Consider the following 24346-nt stretch of genomic DNA (forward strand, 5'->3'; position numbering starts at 1 on the left):
AATTAACTATAGATTGATACAGAATTGGTAACTTTATTAATTTCTTAAATGGAGGATTGAACATATGAGAAAACTAATTAACTTTAATGATAATTGGAAGTTCATTAAACAAGATGAAAAACTAGCTTCGAGCAGAAATTATAATGATGTTGGGTGGGAAGAAATCGATCTACCACATACCTGGAATGCCGTTGATGGGGCAAATGGATTTGATTTTTATAAAGGTGCTTGCTGGTACAGAAAAGAATTCGAAATGAAGTCATTAGAGTATGGAAATCGTGTTTATATTGAATTTAATGGAGCTAATAGTATTACAGATGTGTACGTTAATGGCTATCATATGGGACAGCACAAGGGTGGCTATTCCATCTTCCGTTTTGATATTACAGACGCAATCAGGTTTAACCAAAAAAATACGGTTGCAGTTAAAGTAGATAATATGGTGGTAGATGACGTCTATCCACAAATGGCAGATTTTACATTTTTTGGTGGTATCTACCGTGACGTAAATTTAATTATTACTAATCAAATTCACTTTGATTTAGAGGACTACGGTTCTAAAGGGGTGTACATTGTTCAAAATGAAGTATCTGAAGAAAAAGCTGAACTAACAATTAAATCATTTGTAGTAAATAAATTGGATGAAAGTAAGAAGGTGAGAGTATGGGCTAATTTATTAAATGCAGAAGGTAATAATGTTGCCTATGGTGTTAGAGAGATAAATTTGGCAGCGAAAGAAATAAAAGAAATCGAGATACCTGCATTAATTGATAAACCAATACTATGGAATGGTAGAAAGAATGCATATATGTATCAAGCTCAAATTATGATTCAAAGCTTTAATGATACTATTGATGAACTATTAATACCGTTCGGTGTTAGGTATTTCGAGGTGGATCCAAATAAAGGGTTTATTTTAAATGGGGAACAGCTGAGTCTAAATGGTGTCTCTAGGCACCAAGATAGAAAAGATATGGGTTGGGCTATTACCGCGAAAGAACATGAAGAAGATATGGAACTAATAAAAGAAGTAGGTGCAACATCCATTCGGTTAGCACACTATCAACATGATCAGTATTTCTATGATTTATGTGACAAAGAGGGAATGGTTGTCTGGGCGGAGATACCATTTATTACCATTATGTCTAAATCGGAATTAGAAGGTATAAATGCTAAGCAACAAATGATAGAGTTAATCAGACAAAACTTTAACCATCCCTCCATTATGTTTTGGGGAATACAAAATGAAATCCAAATAAGTGGAGATAGACCCGTAGTCCGTAAACTTGTTAGTGAGTTAAATGAGCTAACGAAAAAAGAAGATTCAACAAGACTGACAACCATGGCCAATGTCATGTTCGTCAAGGATGAAGATAACTATAACTATGTAACAGATACGATAGGATATAATAAATATTATGGGTGGTATCAAGGAGAAGCGGAAGATTTCGCAGATTGGATTGATAAGTTTCATAAGACAAACCCTAATGTTAATCTTGGTATATCTGAATATGGGGCAGAAGGAATAATACAGTACCATAATAACGATCCAAAAGTAAATGACTATTCTGAGGAATATCATTCACTATATCATGAAACAGTTTGGAAGATTTTCAGTGAGCGTCCATTTCTTTGGTCTACCTATGTTTGGAACATGTTTGATTTTGGTGCAAACATTAGGGATGAAGGTGGCGTAAAAGGTAGAAACAACAAAGGGTTAGTCACGTATGATAGAAAAGTAAAAAAAGATGCCTTCTTTATGTATAAAGCACATTGGTCTGATGAGCGCTTTGTTCATATTACAAGTAAACGCTATGTCGACCGTGATGATAACCAAATCAACGTAAAACTATATACAAACTGTGAAGAGGTAACTCTTGTTGTTGATGGTGAGAAGGTTGCGACTCAATCATGTTTAGATCACATCGTAACATTTGAAGGTATTAGACTTACTGATAAATGGACAGAAATTAAAGCGGTCGCTAGCCAGGAAGGTGAATTGTATTACGATGTAGCTCATTTTCATAAAGTAAAGGAACCAAACTTTAGCTATAAAGCACCTGAAAAACAAGGAGGACCAGTAGATAACTGGTTTGAAATACCTGACCTGGAAGATGTTAAAATAGAAAAATTAACTATAAGTGAAGATGTATATTCAACAAGAGATACATTTAAAGAATTGCTCGATAATGAGAAAACAAACGAGATTATAAATAAGTTTCTACCTGGCATTACGGATAACCCGATGCTAAGTATGATAGAAGGTAGTACTATTGAAGACCTAACACAAATTTCACCAGAAAAGTTTAATGAAAAATTACTATATGCTTTCAACAAAGAATTAATACAGGTGAAGAAGAAATAAAAAGAGACTACATCAGAGTAATAAAATAAGTCTTTTAAAGGACCCCTTCGATGTTGAAGGTAGAAGATTATAAGATAATAATTGTTTCTGCTAATTAAAGATAGCCATTTTATCCATACAGGATAGAATGGTTATCTTATTACACTCATAACTGCCTTTGCTCTTTTAGATGCTAACTGTCACTTTAATCTTTGTAGTATAATAGACATAGTGTAAATTAAGGAGGGGCTAGGGATGAGTAACGAAGAAAGCGTTGATTTACGTGTAAAAAGGACGAAGAGATTAATTCGTGATGCATTTGTAGAGCTTTTACAGGAAAAAAATCTTAATAAAATTTCTGTAAATTCTCTAGCTAAAAGAGCAGAAATCAATCGGGTCACTTTCTACTTACACTATAAAGACATCCATGACATGATGAGAAAAATAGTAGATGAGTTGATTGCGGATATCAAAGAAATTCTGCAATCCATCTATGATGATCCTTACGACCCAGGGTATGAACTGAGCACACTTACCGTGCTATTGGAATACATTGCAAAACATTCCCATGTCTATAAAACATTTCTTGTTTACGGAAATCTTCCTCGTTTTAAGGAGAAGTTAATGGATTTTTTATATGATTCGATTGTTGATGTTACGGAAGAACAATCTCAGAAAAAAATTGATTCCTTTCCTGGCATGAACATTTCAAAGGATATTGCGGCATGGTATGGTACTTCTGCCTTAGTTGGGACAATTGCAATATGGTTAGGAAATGATATGCCATATAGACCTAAGCATTTGGCGGAACAACTTGTGAAGCTCAATCCATTCCGTCCAGAATACCATGAAAAAAATATATAGATGTTTAAGATTACATTTATTTTTTACACTTTTCTAGTAAGTGTTGCTTAATTTATAGATTGTGCTTTTTTGTTACTTGCTTATTAGTAGAAAAAATTTTACGATAAAATATGTAAGCGGTATCTTTTATCTTTTATGGGGAGGGGTCTTTATAATGAAAGCAGCGGTCTATTATGGTAAAGAAGGAATTCGTGTGGAAGAAAAAGCGAAACCAGAAATAGGAAGTAAAAATGTGTTGATTCGCAATCTACGCGGTGGTATCTGTGGCACGGATATAAATATTGTAAAAGCAGGAACAGATCAAATGGGAATCAGCTATGGTGCTGAATTTGGTCATGAATTATTTGGTGAAGTAGTGGAATTAGGTGCTGAAGTCCCAGATGATATTAAAGTAGGAATGCGCGTAGGTGTTAATCCTATTACAGCACAAAAAGGTGGTCCTGCAAAATCACTAGAATGTGGAGCTTTTTCGCAGTATGTCATCATTGAGGATGCTGCATTAAACTACAATTTGTTTGAATTTGATCCAAGTGTTCCTCCAGAGGCGGCGGTGTTGATGGAGCCGATGAGTGTTGGTTTCCACGGTGCATTTAGAACGAATCCACAACCAGGCGAAAAAATCGTTGTGTTAGGAGCCGGTCCGATTGGATTATCAGCAGCTGCCGGGTTAATCGGGGAAGGTATCCCAGATGTTTGTGTTGTTGATATCGATGACTGGAGATTGAATAAAGCGAAGGAATTAGGAGCACTAACGCTTAATACAAAAAACAAAGGACTAGCTGAAGGTTTGGTGGAACACTTTGGTAGTGTAAGTCGCTATGGCATGGAACTTCCTGACATAGATGTTTATGTGGATGCTGCGGGTGCTCCAGCACTGTTTAAAGAAGTAATGAAAAATGTAAGAACCAATACAAGAATTTCCGTTATTGCGGTTTATAAAGACGAAGTACCTGTTAATTTAGCGCAAGTCATGTCAAATGAAATTCGCATTCAAGGATCCATGGGGTACACTACGGAAGAAATACTTAAAGTGGTTGATCACTTATCAAAGAAGAAAACAAACATCGCGGAGATTGTGACGGACGTGTACAAGTTAGATGAGGTACAAGCGGCTTTTGATAAAGCGATTGATGCGAAAGAAACGCTAAAAGTAGTTGTAGACGTAACTTAATTGTATAATAAACAGTGCTTGTTACCGCCTATAAAGTGTTCAATTCGATAAATTTTGAGTAGTGACGGTGAACGTATAAATGGCAATGTATTTATCTATTAGAAGAACAAAGACAATCTAAGGATAGCAAAAGTAGGTATTTTACTTATTAATGAATACGATGCAAACATAAAACGTGAGGAAGTATCTCCCTCACCTTAGATTGACTTTTAATTGAGTATTAAAAGTAGCAGCCCATAAGTGGAAATGTTTAAAATTAAAAAAACTTTGATAGGGATCGTAAAATTCGCTCATGTTTCGCATCTTTTAACGACCCTTATCAAAGTTTTTCACGTACTGAATAGTTAATCTGAATTTAAGGATTTGAGCCCCACTAAATTACATGATGTCGTCCAATTGGTACTACATAAGGAGAACCGGAAATAGGGTCTTTTATTACAGTGCAATTAAGTCCAAAAATGTCTTTAATCAATGTGCTTGTAATAACAAGCGATGGAACACCTTCTGCCACAAGCTTTCCTTGATGGAGTGCAAAAATATTGTCTGCATATCTCGCGGACAAATTGATATCATGAAGCACCATTACAATCGTGGTTCCGTATTTTTTGTTAAGGTCTGTGAGTAGATCCAGAATTTCGACTTGATAGGTGATATCTAAAAAGGTAGTCGGTTCGTCGAGAAATAGAATATCGGTTTGTTGCGCCAAAGCCATTGCAATCCAAATACGTTGTCTTTGACCACCTGATAGCTCGTCAATGTGATGATTGGCAAGGTCAGTAATATTCATTATTTCCATAGCTTCAGCCACCGCATCATAATCCTCTTTTGTCCATCCGCTAAACATCGATTGATGTGGAAACCTTCCTCGTCCAACTAAATCTGCGACAGTTATTCCTTCCGGGACAATAGGAGATTGTGGAAGAAGTCCTAAAATACGAGCCAATTGTTTAGACGGGATTTTACTAAGTGGCTTTTCATCAAGAGTTATTTTCCCTGATATAGGTTTGATAAGGCTTGCCATTGTTTTAAGAAGTGTAGACTTTCCGCAGGCGTTTGCCCCAATAATAACGCTTATTTTATTACTGGGGATCTTAAGGCTTATTCCTTGGATAACCGGTTTATTATCATAGCCTGCAACGATTTGTTCCCCTTGGAAAACATGTGTCGGTTTCATTATAAATCTCCTTTTCGATTCATTCGGATGAGCAAGTAGATCAGATAGGGTGCTCCAAGTATTCCGGTGATGATACCCACAGGATATCTGACTTCAAACGCAAATTGACCGATTAGATCTGCCAATAAAACCAAGTTTACACCAACAAGCCCGGCTGGAATTACATTTGAAAATCCAACTCCTACTAGTCTTTTCGCGATTGGTCCTGAGAGGAAAGCGACAAATGCAATTGGCCCGGTAGTAGCAGTAGCAAGAGCAATCATACAGACGGAACTAACAATAAGCGTAATTCTCGTCTTGTTCGTATTGACTCCAAGAGAAGTTGCTGATTGTTCTCCGAGCTCCAACATGCTTAGATGTTTTCTCAGTACTATAATGATAGGAGCAAAGACCAGAACTGTTATAATAAGCGGCGGAAGCTCGTGCATTTGAGAGCCATTAAGGCTACCGCTGAGCCATCTGATCGCTTCAGGAATATCTTGTTGTGCGCCAACAAGTAGAAGGTACGATACCACGGCGTTAAGCATGGCCTGTATGCCTATACCAATAAGAATTATTCGTCCAACTGAAAATGACTTTCCCCTGGATAATAAATAAATCACTATCACTGTAGCAAGACCCGCAATTACCGAAGCAATGGAAATAAAAGCTCCACTCGCATGAAGGATGATGATGCAAAAAACAGCCGCTGCGCTTGAGCCAGAAGTAATGCCGATTACATCTGGACTCGCAAGGGGGTTACGCAATATCGTTTGGAATGTGTTTCCAGCAAGACCAAAAGCGAATCCAGTAAAAAGACCTGCTAGCATTCTTGGTAGCCGTATCGTATTAACCGCAAACGATACACCTTGAGCTTGCTCGCCCAAAAGTGTTCGAACTACAACTTCAATAGGATAAATAGTATTTCCAAGTATCAGCATGGCACAGCATAGAATAATTGAAAGTAACGTAAGAAAGCCGGTTACAAGTATCCATCGACGGCGTCTTTGACGTCTGCCTGCCTTTATAAACGCAACAGAGTTATTTTTCATAATGAACTCACTTTCAATCTCATCACTAATAATATTAATAATGGAGCTCCTATAAACGCTGTAACTACGCCTACTTCAAGCTCTCCAGGATTGCCAATAAGCCTACCTGTTACATCTGACACAGTCAAAATTATTGCTCCAGAAATGGCTGATAAGGGTATAACAAAACGTAGATCGGGACCAAGCATAAGGCGGATGGTATGCGCTGATAAAAGCCCGATAAAACCAATAGGACCTGCCAGCGCAGTGGTCGCCCCACACAATAGAACAGCTGCAACAGCCGCAATCAGCCTAAGTAATCCTGTTCTAACGCCCAATCCGCTCGCCAATTCGTCTCCTAGTGCCAGCGCATTTAGTGCCGGAGCTGAAATAATAGCTATCACTATTCCAATTATTAAAAACGGGGCGAAAGTAGCAATAGAACTCCAATTTGCTGAGCCAACACTACCCACTTGCCAAAACCTGAATTGATCCATGACATAAGTGCGAGAAATCATGATGGCAGTGATCAGAGAAGTAAGGGCGGCACTTGTGGCAGCTCCAGCTAGAACAAGCTTAAGGGGTGTAGCGCCGCCACGTCCCATAGACCCGATTCCAAATACGAAAACAGCCGTAATCGCAGCCCCTGCTAAAGCTAGCCATATATATTGATTTGCGGTAGTTATGTTCAAGAATGCAATTCCTAAAACAACAAACAATGATGCACCTGTGTTTACTCCGAGTATACTCGGATCTGCAATCGGATTGCGAGTGACCGCTTGCATAAGTGCTCCTGAAACGCCGAGTGCAGCACCGCAAAATAAACTGAAAATGGTTCGGGAAACCCTCTTACGAACTACGTTTGCCCCATAGGAATCTACATTTTGGTGAAATAAACCATCTATTAATTCATTAAATCTCACTGGTCTGGAACCAAAGACCAGTGAGGCAATCACACATAAGACCAACATGATAAAACAAATCACCAGTACCGCTTTAAAATTCCTGGGAACGTGTGGGTTTAGCAAGTTTTTTTTTGAATCTAATAAACTAGTCATCTATCTTTTCAATAGCTCCCCCGATTAATTCTAGATACTCATCAATGGTATAAGCAATCGCAAGCGGATTTGGGTTTCCAGATGCCGCAAGGGGCGTATTATTGCCAATGAATACAACAGAACCTCTTTCAATCGCTGGAATTTTTCCAAGCAGGGGATCCTCTTTAACGGATTTATATAAGCTTTCGTCACCATAACCAATTAGGATATCGGCATCATTTAGGATATCGGCATTCTCAGCGCTTAGTGTCAAGGAGAAGCTACTTGGATCCGTAATCTCATTCTTTATACTCTCAGGATATTCCATTCCTAGCTCGATCAAGAACGCCCCACGAGGATCTACAGGTGTATAAACATGGACGGTAGACAAATCATCAGCTGAGAAATTGGCAAAAGCAACCGTTTTTCCCTGAATCTCAGGATATTCGCTTACCTTTTCTTTAATCAGGTTTTCAGTATCCGAAATGAGTTGTTCGCCTTCCTCTTTCATCCCCATACCTGTTGAATTATAAATAACTTGCTCACGCCAGGTTGTGATCCAAGGACTGGTCTGATAGGCCACAACCGGTGCAATTTCACTAAGAATATCATAATCTTCCTGTGTGATACCGGAGTAGCTTGCAAGAATGACATCAGGGTTTGAATCTGAAATTGCCTCAAAATCAAGGCCGTCTGTATCCTGATAAACGTTAGGGTCTTCCACGCCAAGCTTCTCAAGCTTTTCAGCAGTCCAAGGCAAAAGTCCACTATCATCCTGAACACCGTAATTCGCTGCTGAGAATCCTACAGGTACAACTCCTAGAGCAAGGGCAACATCATGATTTGCCCATTGAATGGTGGCAACACGTTCAGGCTTTTCTTCAATTACAGCTTCACCAAAAGCATGTTCGATCACAATTGGATATTCATTGTCATTGGTAGAAGACGTTTCAGTTTCAGTCTCAGTCTTTTCTGCACTACTGTCAGTCGATGTTGATTTGGATTCCTCCGCTTGGCAACCAAATAATAGTATGATGCTGATAGACAAAATAAATAAAGTCGTTAATGAAATTCTTCGTTTTGCATTCATTCGATATCCATCCTTTTTATGAATTGTATTTTTATGTATTGCTGTCTAACTTTGTCTTTGATGATTTGCAGATTCTCGTTGAACATGTGGAGAGTTGTTCCGCAATAGCTAATCATCCTATATGCACTAAGAGCTAGCTTTCAGTTCACCCCATTCATTGATAATGATTATCATTATCAATGATAGTTTTTCATTTTCTAATTGTCAATGAAAATTCGTGATTAGAGATGGGGTTCTTTTATCTGCACAAATAATTGACCGGTATTTCAGTACATAAATGGCCATATGCCATTATTTTTCTAACTGTCTAGTCAATTCTTTGTTCTTCTGCTGAAAGACTTCATTGTGGGAGGACACCATACCTATTTGATTAGCACCGGGTTCAACATACTTTTTTGCTTTGTTTACGGCATTAACCGCATCTTGAAATGCTCCAGCGATTAAGTGGACTTTACCATCGTACATAAGAATATCACCAGCTGCATACAAGCCGTCCAAAGAGGATTGACTTTTTGAATTACCGTCAATATAGTAATCATTTACTCTTTTAATGTCTAAGGTACAATGATCTAGTAATACAGCATCACGTTCATAGCCATGGTTGATTATTACCTCATCGATGGGTAGCTTAGCCACTTCATCTGTATAGTGGTTCGTTAATTCTACACTTTGGATGGATTCGTTAGTATCACATGCATCAAGTTTGGTTATGGAAGTATTATAGAAGAGCTTAGCTGAACTATTTTTCAGCAGTTCTACCTGGGCTTCATGGCCATTCAAGGAGTCTTTTCTATAAGTGAGGTACACTTGTTTGGCAAAGGGTAATAATTCAATAGCCCAATCAACTGCTGAATTTCCACCACCAGAAATAAGAACAGTTTTATCTTTGAATTGTTTTAAGGATTTAACGGTGTAATGTAAATTAGAAGCCTCGTATCGCTCAGCATCTTCAATGTCAATTTTTTGTGGTTTTAAAATCCCCGCGCCGATAGCTACAATAATTGTTTTTGAGAAATGTTTCTGCCCTGATTTACAATGTAACACAAAGCTTTTATCTTTATTTTGCTCAATTTTAACTACTTTTTCATTTAAAATTACAGTCGGATCAAATGTTAATCCTTGAGTAACTAATTGATCAATGAGTTTTTCACCTGTAATAGGAGTTAGTCCACCGATATCCCAAATCATTTTTTGAGGATAGACATGTATTTTTCCTCCTAATTGTGGCTGAAACTCAATGAGTTTCGTTTTCATCGATCTTAGTCCACCATAAAATGCAGAGTATAAGCCTGCAGGACCACTTCCAATAATGGTGAGGTCATACAATTCTTGAGTATCCAATTTCTATTCCTCTTTTCCTAATAGTTATTTATTCTTTCTGAAATCATACGAATGCAAGTGATTTTCTGATGGGAATATTCCGAAACAAAGGTATTGATCGAATAAATTAGTAAAAGCGTTTCGAGTTCGTTGTAATTGATAATGATTTTCAGTATCAATTGATTTTATCATAAATAGAAATTGATAACAATTAACAAAAGTTAATTGTTAGAAAATTATAAGTATTTATAGTTAACAGTCCATGCAATTTTGAAGGGATTTGATTGATTAAAGGGCATTCATGTGCGAGGATGATGATTTTTCTGGAGAAAATCTGAAATAATAGGTGAAATAACATACTAAAACACACGATGTAAGCACCATAAATAACAAACAACAAACGCTTGAACATTTTAATGTCCAAGCGTTTGTTGTTTGTATTGTCTTGTTCAACTAAACCTACTCTTTAGTTCAATATTGTTATTCATTTTTTTTATATAAATTTAAGCCTAATCTAAAAAATAATATTAAGAAAGTTGCAGTCAATAGAAAACCTATTGTATCCCAATCTATTTGTCCTTCTCGAATGATACTAATAATCATAATCCCTACAAGTACACCCAAAATACCAGAAAGGAACGATTTCAATCTGGAAGTCAAATAATCTCCCCCTTTTTTAAAACTATCCTGCTCTTTCGCACAAGAAGCGGTTGCTTTCTTATTAAACTAAAGCGCCCGTTACTTTAAGATGAGACTAATCCGAAAAACCTTAATAAAGCGTACAAAGTAAATCCTGTACCGATAAATATGATAATAAATCTAATGATAAACCTAATTATCCAATGCAGTTTAGAACGAATAAAAAAATCAATAATACCAACAGCTAAGAACAAAATCCCTATAATAAAAATAATTAAAATTTCCAACGAACTCACTCCTTACGTAAAATCTTATATGTATTTACAGATTATCCAATCAACAATGTTCTTTATTGAATTATCCTGCTGCATGAGTTCAACAGTGGCAGCGACAGTTTGTTCCACTATTGCCACCCGTTAGTTAAGTAACTCTGATAATTCAATTACAGAATTTTTCTTGTCATAAATAGTTAGTTCACCAGGAAAAGGTTTTTCTATATCAGCAGGAATTTGTTGGTACCTTATAAACTTTTCATCAGCGTTTACGTTAGATTTAAAACTAAAATCTTCGTAATATAAACTAGCTTTAATATGGTCAATTTTTAAATCTGGATTTTTTCCAACCAATATACCATAAATCCCTTTATTTGTTTTTATTTTTTGATACTGTACTATATTAGTTCCATGTCCAGAATGCTCAATTTTAAATTTTCCATTCCATCCTTTAATAAAATGAGCATAGCCAATATTTTTGCCTTGTGTCTGGAATAAAACTATATAAGAACTTGTACCATCTAACTGAACAACTTCTATAACATCAGGGTCAATACTTCCCGAACCCCTATTACTCCACTCCTTTAAGCTAGATTGAATAGTTGCTCTTTTATCTTCGATGTTATATTGATTAAAATAATAAAAAGAGTAACCGATAGAAATAATTGTAATAATTGCAATAATTGAAAGCAAATTTATTACTTTTTTCAAACTATTCCCCCCTCAATAAATTGAAAGTAACTATTCTCCTCGTTTGCGATACAAGGTCAGTGACAGCTTGTTCCACTATCGCACCCGTTAACGGAAGAATGGAAAAGTATTTTTTTATTCCTTTTTAGTTTTATGTGAGTCAATTGTTGTTCCAACTGTTATTCCGAAAACCAAACCTATACCAACTCCGATTGCTATGTCATCAAATATTGTTAACCCAAGCACTGCTCCTAAAGGTAATCCTATACCAATTCCAGCCGCTAAATAAGTATCCCCTGTTGCTTTTCTATTTTTGCTCAACATTTACATCCCCTTTCTTATAATTTTATTAGCTTTTATTTTTCAACAAACCTGCTGCATGAGTTCAACAGTGGCAGCGACAGTTTGTTCCACTATTGCCACCCTTTAGCGCAATAAGATGAAGACTTTTATTCACTTTATGAACTCTGTCAACTTATCAGTTAACTCTGATGAAACATAGTAAATAGTTTCAGTGTTTTCTAGTTCCATCAATGTGGATTTTTCACCCAACCATAAATGAAAGTTATGTTTGTTTCCATTGGCATATACAATTCTCATATCATATTCAGGGTCAATCATATCAAAAGTACCCATTTGTTTTTCTGATGTTGTGATTGCTTTTGTAAAGACTTGAACAGCATTATCATCGGTTAACTCAATAAAGAAATTAGGGTTAGTTTCATAAAAACCATTGGATTCGGATATATTGATTTTTGCTATTTCCCCCTCCAATTGAAAAGTCGAGACTTCTTTTGACTGACAGCCAAACAAAACAATCAATAGTAAAATACTCGCAGTTAACTTTTTCATCAATTCACTCCCAATATATAAAATCTTATTTAACAAACCTACTGCGTTAAGTACAACTGTTCACATACTAATTTTAACATAATATTCCAATTACTCTTTAAATACAAAAATAGGATCACCGAAATCGATGATCCCTTTTTAACCTATTGCTCTCCGTTACTTTAAGAAGAAAAGCAACGTTTACTCCGCAATTGCGCCCATTTTGTAGAATAATCTAACTGTATTTATATAAATGATGCGCTACTTTTTAAAAAAATCATTACATTAAACTATTCTTTATTTTTATTTAAATCCATTATTGAGCCAATTACTATTCCAATAAGCATTCCTAATCCAGGTCCAAAAGCCCAAATTAGTGGAAATTCAAAAAAGATTCCGACAATTGATGAAAATACAGCGCCTCCAAGCAATCCGAAGGCAACTCCAAAACCCACATATGAGTTCCTATCATTATTGTCTTGTTTTTTATTACTATTATTTTTGTCAGTCATATTTACCCGCCTTCGTCAGATTTTAACTTTTACTGTACACTTTTCCACAACTGCGCTAAAGATTTGCACAACAATATGGCTCCGTTTGTTGAACAAAAGTAAAACAACCCTCTATTCTATATTTTACCATAAATGCATTTAACCTTATTAAATTCTTGTGCTTTGTTAGTTTAAGAAAAATCCATTACAAACACTACATTTATTATTTATTTTAACAGAAAATTACAATTACCTACTTGGTTAATGAAAATCAACATAGCAAATAGAATACCAATTAACTTAGTAAAATAGTACGTTGACAACAGCTATTGTCATTGTGTTATTTAGTGTGCGATTTCGTAGTTTCTCCACCGAAACGGAATTACTTAGTTTTAAAGGAATGTATTTATTTTATTTTGATTGACTATATTTGTGAGACGTCCAAGTGAAGGGAGAAGGATATGTTGCTGAAAATCCGGTGTTTGAGCGTGGGTGAATAGGCTTAGAATAGTTGCCTCGGTACCATTTTGTCATTGTTCAGTGAGTGAACTAATTCTTATTTATCGTACAAAACAGGATTTTGGAATAACCACGATTGCAAGAAAATTATTTTCAGAGCTTGTTACGGTATGATAATAGCATGCAAAAAGAAGCAAGGGATTCCCCTTGCTTCTGTCCTGCTTCCTTATTGAGCGGTTATGCCCCCATCGACGACAAATTCAGCGCCGGTGCTGTAACTTGAATCATCTGAAGCAAGATATAAAACAAGATTTGAAACTTCTTCAGGTTTTGCAACTCTTTTATTAGGTATATACTTTGCGAATTCTTTTACTGCGTCTTTTGAATCCCCTTGTGCAATCATTGGCGTTTCAATCACTCCTGGGTGGACAGAGTTTACGCGGATTCCATACTGTGTTAAGCCGAGTGCAGCAGCTTTTGTCATACCTCTTACAGCGAATTTTGAATCGGTATATCCAATCGCACCACCAACAAGACCGTTAATTGAGGAGATGTTTATAATGGAACTAGTGTCTCCCTTTTTCATGGATGGGATAACGGCCTTTATACCAAGAAATACAGACACTTGATTGATGTCAATAATTCTTCGATATTCCTCTTCTGTTATCTCTTCAATTGATTTATTCATTGTAATACCAGCATTATTTACTAATACATTAATAGGGCCAAATGCTTCTTCGGTTACAGTAATCGCTTGTTCCCAATTCTCTGAGTTTGTGACATCAAGCTTTGTGAATCTAGCATTTTCTCCAAGTTCATCAGCTAAGGCTTGTCCTTCCTCTTCAAGGATATCAGCAATCATTACTTTAGCACCTTCATTGATGAATAAGCGTGCATGTGATGCTCCCATTCCACGTGCTCCACCAGTAATAATAACAATTTTTCCACTTAATCTGTCCATGTTCATTCCTCCTATTTGAAAATGATAATGCCTATAATTCTATCTTCAAGTTGTTTTTTTATCTTTATGTTTTAGTAGTTTTTCTTGAATCGATAAATATTGGTTGATTTCTTCTTCAGTTAAGACTTCAAAATGTTGCATAAACAATTCTTTTCCAATTGTCTGTGCTTCAGACAAAGCTTTTTCACCAGCAGGCGTAATCTTTAATTTTGTAGCTCTACGATCATGTTCATCAGATGATTTTTCGGCTAGTCCTAAATGAACAAGTTTTGTTGCAATGTTCGTCATAGCCCCATTTGTATAGCCAAGTGTATTAGCCAGCTCTACTTGTTTTTGGAAGCCATTAGAATTTAATTCAGCTAATACGAGAATTGGTGATATTCCAAGTGGGTATGGAAATGCTTTTGTGAATCTTATAATATTTTCATTATTTATTTGTTCAATTGCGTGAATTAGTTTGAAAATATTTGTTTCTCTCAAAGAATCCTCTCCGATATTGGTTATTTTTAATGAAGCATGATGGACCCGCCATCGACCATAATAGTTTGCCCGGTAATGTATTGTGAATCCTCTGAAGCAAGGAACACAGCAACACTTCCGATATCTTTTTCAACATCGCCAAAGCGTCCCATTGGTATCTTGTTCTTAACTGTTTCGTAATATTCTGGTTGTGCTTTTGCCCATGCTTGGACCCCTGGGGAATTAGCAAGGGGGCTAATGATATTAACATTAATGCCAAATCTACCCCATTCATTTGCGGCTACACGTGAAATTCCGCGAATGGCTTCTTTTGCTGCTGCATATGCAGCTTGTGTTTCGTGACCATTTAACCCTGCACCTGAGGCAAAGTTAATGACATTTCCTTTTGATTCTTTTAAATAAGGAAGTGCTGCTTGCATTAAATAGAAAGTTGGGTAAAATCCCGTGCCAAAAGATAGGTCTAAGTCTGCCTGTGTTGTATTTTCGATAGATGTTTGTTTGGCCGCATGTGCATTATTGACTAACGCATCAAGTTTACCGTATTTTTCCACAACGGTTGTGATAATGTTTCCGAGGTTTTCTCTGTCCATTAAATCAGCTTGAACAAACATAGACTTTGGAGAAATTGATTGTAGTTCTTTTTCCATTGTTTTGCCGGTTTCTTCGTTAACATCAACAATTGCAACGATAGCGCCTTCTTTAACCATTGCTTTTGCCATACCACTTCCAATTCCACCAGCACCGCCAGTAATAATGACTACTTTGTCTTGTAATTTACTCAATTCTCTCATCCCTTCGTAAAATAGTTTAGCGTTAAACTAATAAAAGTAGTTTAACATTAAAGTATTTTCAGATGCAAAAGTATGAATTGTAAAAAGGTACGATTGGACAAACAAAAAGGTGCTGTTTTAATAATGCCAATCTTTTTAAATTTACAGCCACGTACAGCTCCGGCGCTTTTGTTCTTGGATTTTTTTCAAGTAGAATAACGGAACGCTATTATTATTACTTTATTCAGTTAACTATGGGAATTAACTGGAAAAGTATGATAAACTTTAGGGGGTTGGAATTAATTTACAGGTTTTCGAAAAAGCAAGTGTGAGAAGGAGTTACTCATGACAAAAAAGAAAAAACAACAGCAACAAATACCTTTTAGATTAAATCTCCTATTTCTTATTGTTTTCTTATTGTTCTCATCTTTGATCGTTCAATTGGGCGGTGTGCAGATTTTAGGTGGTGAAGAAGCACAAAATGAGATTGATAGAACCGTTCAAGATAAGATCGAGCTTCCTGTCCCTAGAGGGAAAATTTATGATAGAAATCATAATGAAGTTGTTGCTAATCAACCCGTTAGATCGATAACTTATACTCCTGCCAAAGGAGTTCAAGCTAAAGATAGATTAGAGGTTGCTAAAAGTCTTTCAAAATTCATCTCGATGGAAATAGAAGGAATAACAGAGAGAGATAAAAAGGAATATTGGTATTTACTAAATACAAAAAAAGCGAACAATCGACTTACTACAAAAGAAAAAGAAGAATCAGATGATGGTAAGCGATACAATAATACGTTGGACAAAATAACAGAAGATGAAATTAGTGGTTTTTCTGATAAAGAAAAAGTAATCATAGCTATAAAAAAAGAACTTGATAGGGCTATGACCTTAACCCCTCAAATCGTAAAAAACGAAGAAGTAACTGAAAAGGAATATGCTGAAGTTTCAGCACATCTTGGAGAAGAACTTCCAGGTATCAACGCTACAATTGATTGGAAACGAAACTATCCTTTAGATAATGGTACTTTTCGTAACTTAGTCGGTTCTATTACTGATCAAGGAATACCTGCTGACAATCAAGATTATTATTTAACAAGAGGTTATAGTAGAAATGACCGAGTGGGAAAAAGTGGTTTAGAAAAGCATTACGAAAGCTATCTACGTGGTAGAAAAGAGGTAATTGAATATACGACTGATAAAAGTGGAGATGTAATCGGACAAGAAACAATTGTGGATGGTAAAGCAGGAAAAGATTTAGTTCTAACCATTGATATGGATTTTCAAAGGGAAGTAGATCAAATAGTTCAAGAGGAATTAAATGCAATTATTAAAAGTAATCCGTACCAACATCGATTTCTCAAAGATGCAATTGCTGTAGTAATGAACCCTGGTACTGGGGAATTATTAGCAGTAAGTGGTCAATCGTATGATTCAGAAAACGATCAGTTCAAGGACACTTCTTTTAAAACCTTATATGATGCTCATCTTCCTGGCTCATCAGTAAAAGGTGCGACAGTATTAGCTGGCTATAATTCTGGGGCTATCTATCCTGGTCAAGTTTTTCTTGATCGGCCAATTAAAATAGGAGCTGATAGTAGAGGGAAAAGTTCATACAGGAATTTAGGTTCAGTGAATGATTATGATGCACTACGATTATCTTCCAACGTCTATATGTTTTACATAGCATTAAGAATGGGAGGAATAATGAAACATCCTTTTCCAGATGGAGATTCTGCTCCAATCGATATAGCTGCCTGGCAAGAGATGAGAAACTATTTTGATCAGTTTGGATTAGGAGCTGCAACAGGAATAGATTACCCTTATGAATCTAATGGAGTTACAGGAACAGAAGTTCTTCCTGGTCTATTGATGGACTTTGCGATTGGTCAATATGATTCATTTACGACCATGCAACTGGCTCAATATGTGTCAACGATAGCAAATGACGGTTACCGAGTGAAGCCACATTTTGTAAAAGAAATTAGGGATCCAAATCCAGTGAAAGGTGAATTAGGTCCAATAGATGAATATATAAAACCTGAAGTTCTGAACAAAATACAAATGGATCAGAGTAATATTGATCGTGTGCAAGAAGGATTCAGAAAAGTATTTCAAGTGGATGGTGGTACTGGATATAAGTATTTTGGAAATTCAGATTACCTGAAGTATAATGCTGCTGGAAAAACAGGTACAGCTGAGAATTCAAAGTGGGAAAATGGAAGACTTCAAGCAAATACAGAAAATCTATCATTAGTTGGTTATGCACCATACGATGATCCAGAAATAGCATTTGCAATCATTGTTCCCCACACTGGAATAGTTAGAAATCGCTATCCAGTTAATCATCGAATTGGTCAAAGAATACTTGATGCATATTTTGAATGAAAAATTCAACTAAGAAAGACTGTAATTTTATCAGACAAAGTGTCGATTTAAATGTATATTGGCAAGTGTATAATTTCAAAATAAAGATATCGGAGTGAAAAAACAATAGCAATTTTCCTTTGTTTGTATGTACCATTTACTTATTGTGTTGTTATTGACGAAGGAACAATTTGATAGACATACAATTGACGGGACAAATGTTTCGTCAATTTTTTATTTGTCTAGGAAATTATAAAATGGACTGCTGTAGATAATTGATTATTAAGTTAGCCACATCCAGCTCCGGCGCCTACCACCTCGAGGTCTTAAGTCAATCCTCTCTGTGGAAAAGAACGCCACGCCGAGGCTTGTCTTAAGCTTGTCGGTGGTGAGCAAGGCGCCTTCGCTTTTGTTCTGTTGTGAGTACATCACAAGGTGGCCAAGTGCCCCTTGGCTTCAACTAACACTCTAAATAAGAAGTGTCTATCACTTCCCCGTTAAGCCTCCGACAACGCTCTTTACCTATTAGGTGAATAGTCGTAATTTTTTACGGGTGATGCCTGTCTCTCTTTTTCATGTTACATTAAACGTGAATGAAAAATAGTTAGCAAGGAGAAACCAAACATGGAAAAAATCATGATCGTGGAAGATGATGTGAAAATTGCTGAATTTCTATCTACTTATATAAAAAAATATGGATATGAAGTCATTATTGTCAAAGATTTTGAAAATATAATGGTCACATTTCTTGATGAAAAGCCCAATCTTCTTTTACTAGATATTAATCTACCAAGTTATGACGGGTATTATTGGTGTAGGCAAATTCGAAAGGAATCCATTTGCCCAGTAATTTTCATTTCTGCTCGGACAGGTGAGATGGACCAAGTCATGGCATTAGAAAATGGTGGAGATGATTTTATTACGAAGCCATTTCATCCAGACATTGTCATGGCAAAAATTCGAAGTCAGCTGCGCCGTGCGTACGGGGAGTATGCAGCTAAGTATGAGGAAAGAGTGCTTAGTCAAGGGGACTTGCACTTTTATCCAGAAAGATTAGAACTTCGATTTAAAAGTGAAGTCGTACAATTAACGAAAAAAGAAACGGACATTATCGAAATTCTGATGGAGCGTTATCCTCGGGTTGCTGGTCGGCAGGATTTGTTGGAAAAACTTTGGGATGATCAAGCATATGTTGATGAAAATACCTTGAATGTTAATATTGCTCGCGTTCGTAATAAGTTTCAAGAGTTAGGGATAGAAGCAGCTGTGGAAACGGTTAGAGGTGCAGGATATCGTCTGCGCGTTACATGGAAAGAGGAGAAATCATGAAATTATTTTTACGTGAGCACGTATTACTCATTATACTCCAGCTTAGTCAATGTTTCATGATTCCTATCCTATTTTGGCTTGATGGCTATCGAGGTATAGGTGTAATGATATACGCTTTTTTTCTATCCCTAGTATTATTAACCGTATTTCTCGTTTATCGGTATGTTAGTAGAAGAAAATTGTATCAAAGGTTACAGAATCCGATGGAAACACTAGATGAATCGACAGAGACTACCGAACGAGCGCCAATATCAGAAGCTCTCGATCTGTTACTTCTGACGCAGTATCGTTTATATCAGGAAGAGCTTCAAAAAGCCGAAGAGAGGCAGGATGAGCATTTGTTATTTATGGATCGCTGGGTTCATCAAATGAAGACACCACTTTCTGTTATTGAGCTAACTGCTCAAACGTTGGATGAGCCGGAATCATCTAGTATGCGTGAGGAAACGGATCGCATGCGAACTGGCCTGAATACCGTCCTCTATATGGCAAGACTACGTACAATTGCAGAAGATTTTCAAATTAAGCCAGTCATTCTTTCCAAGCTAATCCATGAAGTGAATCAGGAGAACAAACGGTTTTACATCCGTAATCAAGTGTATCCCAAATTAAACGAGGAAAAATCAGGCATAGCAGTGGAGACCGATGTGAAGTGGCTTTTCTTCCTATTAACGCAACTAGTACATAACGCTGTTAACTATTCGACTGGAAAATCAAATCATCTTGTCCTATCTATTTATGAAAGGGAAGGGGAAGCGGTACTTGAAGTGAAGGACTATGGAATTGGTATTCCGGTTGTCGACCAGAAGCGGGTTTTTAACAAATTCTATACGGGAGAAAATGGCCGAAAATACCGGGAGTCAACAGGTATGGGACTTTATTTGGTGAAAGAGGTCGCTGAAAGGCTAGAACACGGCATTGAATTGGAATCAACGATTGGGGAGGGAACAACCATCCGAATAATCTTTTCAAAAACACAAAACCTTACATCCATGTAAGATTAGTGAAAGCATAATCGATAGTTTAAGGGTAAAGACTTCGGCTATACTTGTTCTAGAAGCTTTAGTAGAGGAGAATGTTTATGCTTAAACTTACAAAGGTAAGTAAAATTTACGAAGGAAAAGTGGCCTACCGTGCCCTTACTGATATCAGTTTAGAAATAGAAAAAGGTGAATTTGTTGCCATTATGGGCCCGTCTGGAAGCGGAAAAACAACACTACTTAATATTATTTCCACGAACGATGCACCGACTACTGGCGAAGTTGAAATCGAAGGGAAAAATCCACATAAGTTGAATAAAAATAGTTTAGCTGAATTCCGTAGAAACGAATTAGGATTTATTTTTCAGGATTTCAATTTACTGCATACATTGACTGTCGAAGAAAATATTGTATTACCACTCACATTAGATGGTACGCCTGTACAGGAAATGAAGGAAAAGGCGCAGAAGATTGCCGAAAACCTTGGTATCGCATCAATTATGACAAAACGGACGCACGAAATATCAGGGGGGCAGGCACAGCGGGTAGCAATTGCAAGAGCAATGATTCATGAGCCTAAACTGCTGTTGGCCGATGAACCAACAGGAAACTTAGATTCGAAGGCTTCCAAAGATGTTATGACAATGCTCGAATCGATTAACAAGAAAGAAAAAACAACCTTGTTAATGGTAACGCATGACCCGCAAGCGGCAAGCTATTCAGATCGCGTTGTTTTTATCCGAGATGGTAAGCTTCACTCTGAAATTCATCGTGGGGAGAATAGACAAGCCTTTTTCCACAACATAATTGACATGCTTTCGTTGATGGGAGGCGATGGCAATGACCTTTCGTCAGTTCGCGTTTAATAATGTACTACGCAACAAACGGCTTTATATTGCTTATTTCCTTAGCAGCATGTTCACGGTGATGGTATTCTTCACCTTTGCCATCTTTGCATTCCATCCAACGTTTTCAAGTGGTTCGATCAACCAAAATGCGCTACTTGGAATGGCTGTTGCTGGCGGAATTATTTATGTGTTTTCCTTCTTTTTTGTCTTATATTCGATGAGTTCTTTCTTACAGTCGAGGAAGAGAGAGTTTGGCTTGTTAATGATGCTTGGTGCCTCGAACAGGCAAATTCGCATGATGGTATTTTTGGAAAATATTTTAATTGGCTTTTTTGCGACCGTTGGTGGAATCCTGGCTGGATTAGTATTCGCAAAAGTGATTCTCTTAATTGCTGAGAATGTATTAATTATCAGTGAATCACTTGATTTTTATTTTCCTACACTTGCTATTGTTGTGACGTTTATTAGCTTTACCTTTTTATTCTTCTGTATTTCGATTTTTGTCTCGTTTATTCTTCGTACGAATAAATTGATTGATTTAATTAAAGGGGATAGAAAGTCGAAAGGAGAGCCAAAAGCTTCTATTATCCTATCCATTCTCGCAGCACTATTACTCATCGTTGGATATGGATCTGCTCTTTATGTTAAAGGAGAAGCTGTTGTCTTCGCAATGATTCCAGTTATTGTAGTTGTTACACTTGGAACTTATCTTTTATTTACTCAATTAAGTGTATATGTCATCCGAATGTTAAAAAATAATAAATCTATCTTCTGGCGTAAAACAAATATGCTGCTGTTGTCTGATCTATCGTTTCGAATGAAGGATAACGCAAGGACATTTTTCATGGTTGCAATCATATCCACGGTTGCTTTTAGTGCAATTGGTTCCTTGTATGGTTTCGGGTCCTACCTTACAAAAGGAGTAAAGGAGTTTAACCCATTTACGCTTACCTATAGTCCATTTCGGGATGACAGTCAAGCTATTATCAAGGAAGATATAAGTAAAATTAATGCTATCCTCCAGGACGAAAAGATCGATGCAAAGATGGAAGCGATGGAGCTGACCTATTTTGAGACACAAGAACAAGACAATACTGTGTTAATTGTGAGAGCTTCTGACTACAATCGTTTTGCGGCATTAATCGGAGAAAAGGAACTTCATCCAAAGGAAAATGAGGCAATTGTACTCGGACAGAGTGATACAGGGAAGAAAGTTAGTGAAAGGCTAATGAAATCAAGTATCCTACTAGATAACGGGGAAGAAATTCAACCAAGTAATGTGGAAGCATCCCCAGTATTATTAGCAAATAACGGCTTTTATGTTGTGAATGACAAGGTCCATGAGCAGCTTGGATTACCAGTAAGAAATGATTATAGTGCTGTATGGAAAGCGCAAGAGGGACAAACGGAACAAATGATTGAAGTGGGAAGAAAAATAAATGAATCCGATGGTGATTTGCAGCATAAAGCCTTTTCCATTGATTATTCACTATATGAAATCAATAAAGCGTATGGACCAATCTTATTTATCGGCTTGTTCATTGGAATTGTGTTCTTCGTATCTGCAGGTAGTTTCCTATACTTTCGATTATTTACTTCTTTAGATGAAGAAAAGCGTAAGTTAAGTGCCATTGCAAAAATAGGATTGACACAATCGGAGTTGAAGAAAGTAGTAAACCGACAAATTGCACTTCTCTTTTTCTCACCAATTGTTGTCGCATTAATTCACGGCGCCGTTGCACTTACCGCCTTATCCCGTCTGTTTGATTACAATTTAATAGTAGAATCTTCTCTTGTATTAGGAGGTTTTGCTTTAATTCAAATCGTTTATTTCTTGATTGTACGATTTTTCTATGTGAAGCAGGTGGAAAGGGAGATATTTTAAGAAAGGTGAGTCACTTTTAATAATTGAAAAATGATAGCATAATTTTTGCAATCACTTTTAATGTACAGTCTTGATTATCATTTCGAATCGAGGGTGCTAGACCCTAATATGGACATACGATATTGAGCACTTGTTATAATTGAACTTTCATCTGATGCTAAGAATACAATTAGGTTTGAAATATCTTGTGATTCACCATAGCATCCTAGCGGAATAGTTTTGGCTAATGCATCTTCAGCTGTATTCATTCCGTCTTCTAGGGAGCGCATCATCCTTGTATGAACAGGAGAAGGATGGACAGAATTGACCCTTACATTAAACGATGCAGACTCTACTGAAGTCGCTTTTGTTAATCCAACTAATGCGTGTTTCGATGCAATGTAAGGAGTAACGCCTGGACTTCCATCAAGGCCTGCAACGGAAGACTTGTTAATCAATAGTGAGTATGATTCTTATTGTTTGGTGTTTTCATACTCACTTTGGATAACTGTGGGGAGTTTTTAAATAATTCCTTGGACACAGAATTGGGAACGGAGATTAAAATTGAAAAAAAGATAATCCAAAACAGAATTGGAGATTTTACAGTCGCTATTCACCATATTGGTAGACGGTTCTAATTGAGGAATTCACTGTTAATAGAGAAAAAAGTTTAAATAAAAGCCACCAACGAATGCTATGCTTTCATTGGTGGTATCTATTGGTTAATTATTATGTTCTTAGCACTACATATTTAGTCCTAGTAGCTTTTTAAGCTCATTTTATCGGAAAAAATGGGGGAATTGCCAATGCCTGAAGAAAGATTGTTTGTAGAACATTGGTATTTGGTCTACAACTCTTCCTCTATCCTTTCCAGCCACTTCATATCTGCTTCAAGATGTAGCAGCGCCCCTTCAATCAACAGTTTCATCGTATCATTCCCAGAAAGCGACATTTGCTTCCGTAAATGAGTGAGGTGTAGTATATCTTTTAAAATTGTTTCCTTTTGATCTCTGATCATGGATTTCTTGTTGTCATAGGAAACATGACTCGCACAAAGAAATTTAATGTAAAACTCATCTTTAAATAACGACCGACCAACAGGTTCATTCAGCCAAAACCAGAGTTCTTCTTTTCCTGCCTGTGTAATCGTATATTGTTTGCGGTCTTTCTTGTCATGGCTGAGGGATTCTACAAATGAATCCCTCTCTAGCCGATCGAGTGTTGTGTACACCTGACCTGCATTTAATGGCCATAAACCTTCGACCAAAGCCTCAAATCCCGTCTTTAATTCATAGCCGTGTCGTGGTTTTTCATATAATAAAGCAAGTAATGAATGTTTAACTGACATATCTATT

General features: G+C 36.7%; 23 protein-coding genes. 8 read left to right on the forward strand and 15 right to left on the reverse strand.

Features of this window, described 5'->3' with window-relative positions:
- The first annotated feature begins 64 nt into the window (after positions 1-64).
- From LD272_RS11470 to LD272_RS11480, 3 genes are all read left to right on the forward strand, one after another.
- Positions 65-2365, forward strand: a complete 2301-nt coding sequence (locus tag LD272_RS11470) for a glycoside hydrolase family 2 protein (RefSeq protein ID WP_226036746.1) — start codon at positions 65-67, stop codon at positions 2363-2365.
- Between the two features lie 234 nt (positions 2366-2599).
- Positions 2600-3208: a TetR/AcrR family transcriptional regulator gene (locus LD272_RS11475; RefSeq protein WP_226036747.1), complete on the forward strand. Its 609-nt coding sequence runs from the start codon at positions 2600-2602 to the stop codon at positions 3206-3208.
- Between the two features lie 154 nt (positions 3209-3362).
- Positions 3363-4379, forward strand: a complete 1017-nt coding sequence (locus LD272_RS11480; RefSeq protein ID WP_226036748.1) for a zinc-dependent alcohol dehydrogenase — start codon at positions 3363-3365, stop codon at positions 4377-4379.
- Between the two features lie 373 nt (positions 4380-4752).
- Here LD272_RS11480 and LD272_RS11485 read toward each other — a convergent pair whose 3' ends face one another.
- From LD272_RS11485 to LD272_RS11545, 13 genes are all read right to left on the reverse strand, one after another.
- On the reverse strand, positions 4753-5553 hold the full coding sequence (locus LD272_RS11485; protein WP_226036749.1) for an ABC transporter ATP-binding protein: 801 nt from the start codon (positions 5551-5553) through the stop codon (positions 4753-4755).
- Complete coding sequence (locus tag LD272_RS11490) at positions 5553-6584, reverse strand: FecCD family ABC transporter permease (protein WP_226036750.1); 1032 nt, start codon at positions 6582-6584, stop codon at positions 5553-5555. The genes LD272_RS11485 and LD272_RS11490 overlap by 1 nt, the downstream gene beginning before the upstream one ends.
- Positions 6581-7621 (reverse strand): FecCD family ABC transporter permease, encoded by a 1041-nt coding sequence (locus LD272_RS11495; RefSeq protein WP_226036751.1) that lies wholly within the window; start codon positions 7619-7621, stop codon positions 6581-6583. Before LD272_RS11495 ends, LD272_RS11490 begins: the two co-directional genes overlap by 4 nt.
- The gene (locus LD272_RS11500; protein ID WP_226036752.1) at positions 7614-8690 is read right to left on the reverse strand and encodes an iron-siderophore ABC transporter substrate-binding protein; all 1077 of its coding nucleotides are present in this window, start codon (positions 8688-8690) and stop codon (positions 7614-7616) included. The genes LD272_RS11495 and LD272_RS11500 overlap by 8 nt, the downstream gene beginning before the upstream one ends.
- Before the next feature lie 291 nt (positions 8691-8981).
- The gene (locus LD272_RS11505; RefSeq protein WP_226036753.1) at positions 8982-10031 is read right to left on the reverse strand and encodes an NAD(P)/FAD-dependent oxidoreductase; all 1050 of its coding nucleotides are present in this window, start codon (positions 10029-10031) and stop codon (positions 8982-8984) included.
- A 459-nt stretch (positions 10032-10490) separates the two neighbouring features.
- Positions 10491-10670 carry a hypothetical protein gene (locus LD272_RS11510; RefSeq protein WP_226036754.1) on the reverse strand — a complete coding sequence of 60 codons (180 nt, stop codon included), beginning with the start codon at positions 10668-10670 and terminating at the stop codon, positions 10491-10493.
- 395 nt (positions 10671-11065) lie between these two features.
- Positions 11066-11632 (reverse strand): hypothetical protein, encoded by a 567-nt coding sequence (locus tag LD272_RS11515; protein WP_226036755.1) that lies wholly within the window; start codon positions 11630-11632, stop codon positions 11066-11068.
- 114 nt (positions 11633-11746) lie between these two features.
- Positions 11747-11932 (reverse strand): glycine zipper domain-containing protein, encoded by a 186-nt coding sequence (locus tag LD272_RS11520; RefSeq protein WP_226036756.1) that lies wholly within the window; start codon positions 11930-11932, stop codon positions 11747-11749.
- Between the two features lie 132 nt (positions 11933-12064).
- Positions 12065-12463: a YhfM domain-containing protein gene (locus tag LD272_RS11525; protein ID WP_226036757.1), complete on the reverse strand. Its 399-nt coding sequence runs from the start codon at positions 12461-12463 to the stop codon at positions 12065-12067.
- A 269-nt stretch (positions 12464-12732) separates the two neighbouring features.
- On the reverse strand, positions 12733-12954 hold the full coding sequence (locus LD272_RS11530) for a hypothetical protein (protein WP_226036758.1): 222 nt from the start codon (positions 12952-12954) through the stop codon (positions 12733-12735).
- A gap of 664 nt (positions 12955-13618) precedes the next feature.
- Complete coding sequence (locus LD272_RS11535; RefSeq protein ID WP_226036759.1) at positions 13619-14353, reverse strand: glucose 1-dehydrogenase; 735 nt, start codon at positions 14351-14353, stop codon at positions 13619-13621.
- Positions 14354-14398: 45 nt separating this feature from the next.
- Complete coding sequence (locus LD272_RS11540; RefSeq protein WP_226036760.1) at positions 14399-14833, reverse strand: MarR family winged helix-turn-helix transcriptional regulator; 435 nt, start codon at positions 14831-14833, stop codon at positions 14399-14401.
- 26 nt (positions 14834-14859) lie between these two features.
- Positions 14860-15615, reverse strand: a complete 756-nt coding sequence (locus LD272_RS11545) for an SDR family NAD(P)-dependent oxidoreductase (RefSeq protein WP_226036761.1) — start codon at positions 15613-15615, stop codon at positions 14860-14862.
- Positions 15616-15948: 333 nt separating this feature from the next.
- On the opposite strand from LD272_RS11545, the gene LD272_RS11550 reads away from it, so the two are divergent.
- The 5 genes from LD272_RS11550 (at position 15949) to LD272_RS11570 (ending at position 23012) form a co-directional block, all read left to right on the forward strand.
- Positions 15949-17991 carry a peptidoglycan D,D-transpeptidase FtsI family protein gene (locus LD272_RS11550; protein WP_226036762.1) on the forward strand — a complete coding sequence of 681 codons (2043 nt, stop codon included), beginning with the start codon at positions 15949-15951 and terminating at the stop codon, positions 17989-17991.
- Between the two features lie 603 nt (positions 17992-18594).
- Complete coding sequence (locus tag LD272_RS11555; protein ID WP_226036763.1) at positions 18595-19299, forward strand: response regulator transcription factor; 705 nt, start codon at positions 18595-18597, stop codon at positions 19297-19299.
- The gene (locus tag LD272_RS11560) at positions 19296-20297 is read left to right on the forward strand and encodes a sensor histidine kinase (RefSeq protein WP_226036764.1); all 1002 of its coding nucleotides are present in this window, start codon (positions 19296-19298) and stop codon (positions 20295-20297) included. Before LD272_RS11555 ends, LD272_RS11560 begins: the two co-directional genes overlap by 4 nt.
- Before the next feature lie 83 nt (positions 20298-20380).
- Positions 20381-21145, forward strand: a complete 765-nt coding sequence (locus tag LD272_RS11565; protein ID WP_304511984.1) for an ABC transporter ATP-binding protein — start codon at positions 20381-20383, stop codon at positions 21143-21145.
- On the forward strand, positions 21120-23012 hold the full coding sequence (locus LD272_RS11570; RefSeq protein ID WP_226036766.1) for an ABC transporter permease: 1893 nt from the start codon (positions 21120-21122) through the stop codon (positions 23010-23012). The genes LD272_RS11565 and LD272_RS11570 overlap by 26 nt, the downstream gene beginning before the upstream one ends.
- A 77-nt stretch (positions 23013-23089) precedes the next feature.
- On the opposite strand, the gene LD272_RS11575 is transcribed toward LD272_RS11570, so the two are convergent.
- Both LD272_RS11575 and LD272_RS11580 read right to left on the reverse strand, forming a co-directional pair.
- On the reverse strand, positions 23090-23449 hold the full coding sequence (locus LD272_RS11575) for an SDR family NAD(P)-dependent oxidoreductase (protein WP_226036767.1): 360 nt from the start codon (positions 23447-23449) through the stop codon (positions 23090-23092).
- A gap of 389 nt (positions 23450-23838) precedes the next feature.
- Positions 23839-24339, reverse strand: a complete 501-nt coding sequence (locus LD272_RS11580) for a PadR family transcriptional regulator (RefSeq protein WP_226036768.1) — start codon at positions 24337-24339, stop codon at positions 23839-23841.
- Between the last annotated feature and the right edge of the window lie 7 nt (positions 24340-24346).

The sequence above is a fragment of the Aquibacillus saliphilus genome (genome assembly GCF_020404745.1).
Lineage (GTDB): Bacteria > Bacillota > Bacilli > Bacillales > Amphibacillaceae > Aquibacillus > Aquibacillus saliphilus.

Coding starts and splice junctions, on each gene's coding strand:
- LD272_RS11580 (WP_226036768.1), bottom strand. CDS start 24,339: ATGTCAGTTAAACATTCATTACTTGCTTTATTATATGAAAAACCACGA.
- LD272_RS11530 (WP_226036758.1), bottom strand. CDS start 12,954: ATGACTGACAAAAATAATAGTAATAAAAAACAAGACAATAATGATAGG.
- LD272_RS11470 (WP_226036746.1), top strand. CDS start 65: ATGAGAAAACTAATTAACTTTAATGATAATTGGAAGTTCATTAAACAA.
- LD272_RS11560 (WP_226036764.1), top strand. CDS start 19,296: ATGAAATTATTTTTACGTGAGCACGTATTACTCATTATACTCCAGCTT.
- LD272_RS11525 (WP_226036757.1), bottom strand. CDS start 12,463: ATGAAAAAGTTAACTGCGAGTATTTTACTATTGATTGTTTTGTTTGGC.
- LD272_RS11500 (WP_226036752.1), bottom strand. CDS start 8,690: ATGAATGCAAAACGAAGAATTTCATTAACGACTTTATTTATTTTGTCT.
- LD272_RS11550 (WP_226036762.1), top strand. CDS start 15,949: ATGACAAAAAAGAAAAAACAACAGCAACAAATACCTTTTAGATTAAAT.
- LD272_RS11555 (WP_226036763.1), top strand. CDS start 18,595: ATGGAAAAAATCATGATCGTGGAAGATGATGTGAAAATTGCTGAATTT.
- LD272_RS11565 (WP_304511984.1), top strand. CDS start 20,381: ATGCTTAAACTTACAAAGGTAAGTAAAATTTACGAAGGAAAAGTGGCC.
- LD272_RS11480 (WP_226036748.1), top strand. CDS start 3,363: ATGAAAGCAGCGGTCTATTATGGTAAAGAAGGAATTCGTGTGGAAGAA.
- LD272_RS11495 (WP_226036751.1), bottom strand. CDS start 7,621: ATGACTAGTTTATTAGATTCAAAAAAAAACTTGCTAAACCCACACGTT.
- LD272_RS11570 (WP_226036766.1), top strand. CDS start 21,120: ATGACCTTTCGTCAGTTCGCGTTTAATAATGTACTACGCAACAAACGG.
- LD272_RS11535 (WP_226036759.1), bottom strand. CDS start 14,353: ATGGACAGATTAAGTGGAAAAATTGTTATTATTACTGGTGGAGCACGT.
- LD272_RS11485 (WP_226036749.1), bottom strand. CDS start 5,553: ATGAAACCGACACATGTTTTCCAAGGGGAACAAATCGTTGCAGGCTAT.
- LD272_RS11475 (WP_226036747.1), top strand. CDS start 2,600: ATGAGTAACGAAGAAAGCGTTGATTTACGTGTAAAAAGGACGAAGAGA.
- LD272_RS11490 (WP_226036750.1), bottom strand. CDS start 6,584: ATGAAAAATAACTCTGTTGCGTTTATAAAGGCAGGCAGACGTCAAAGA.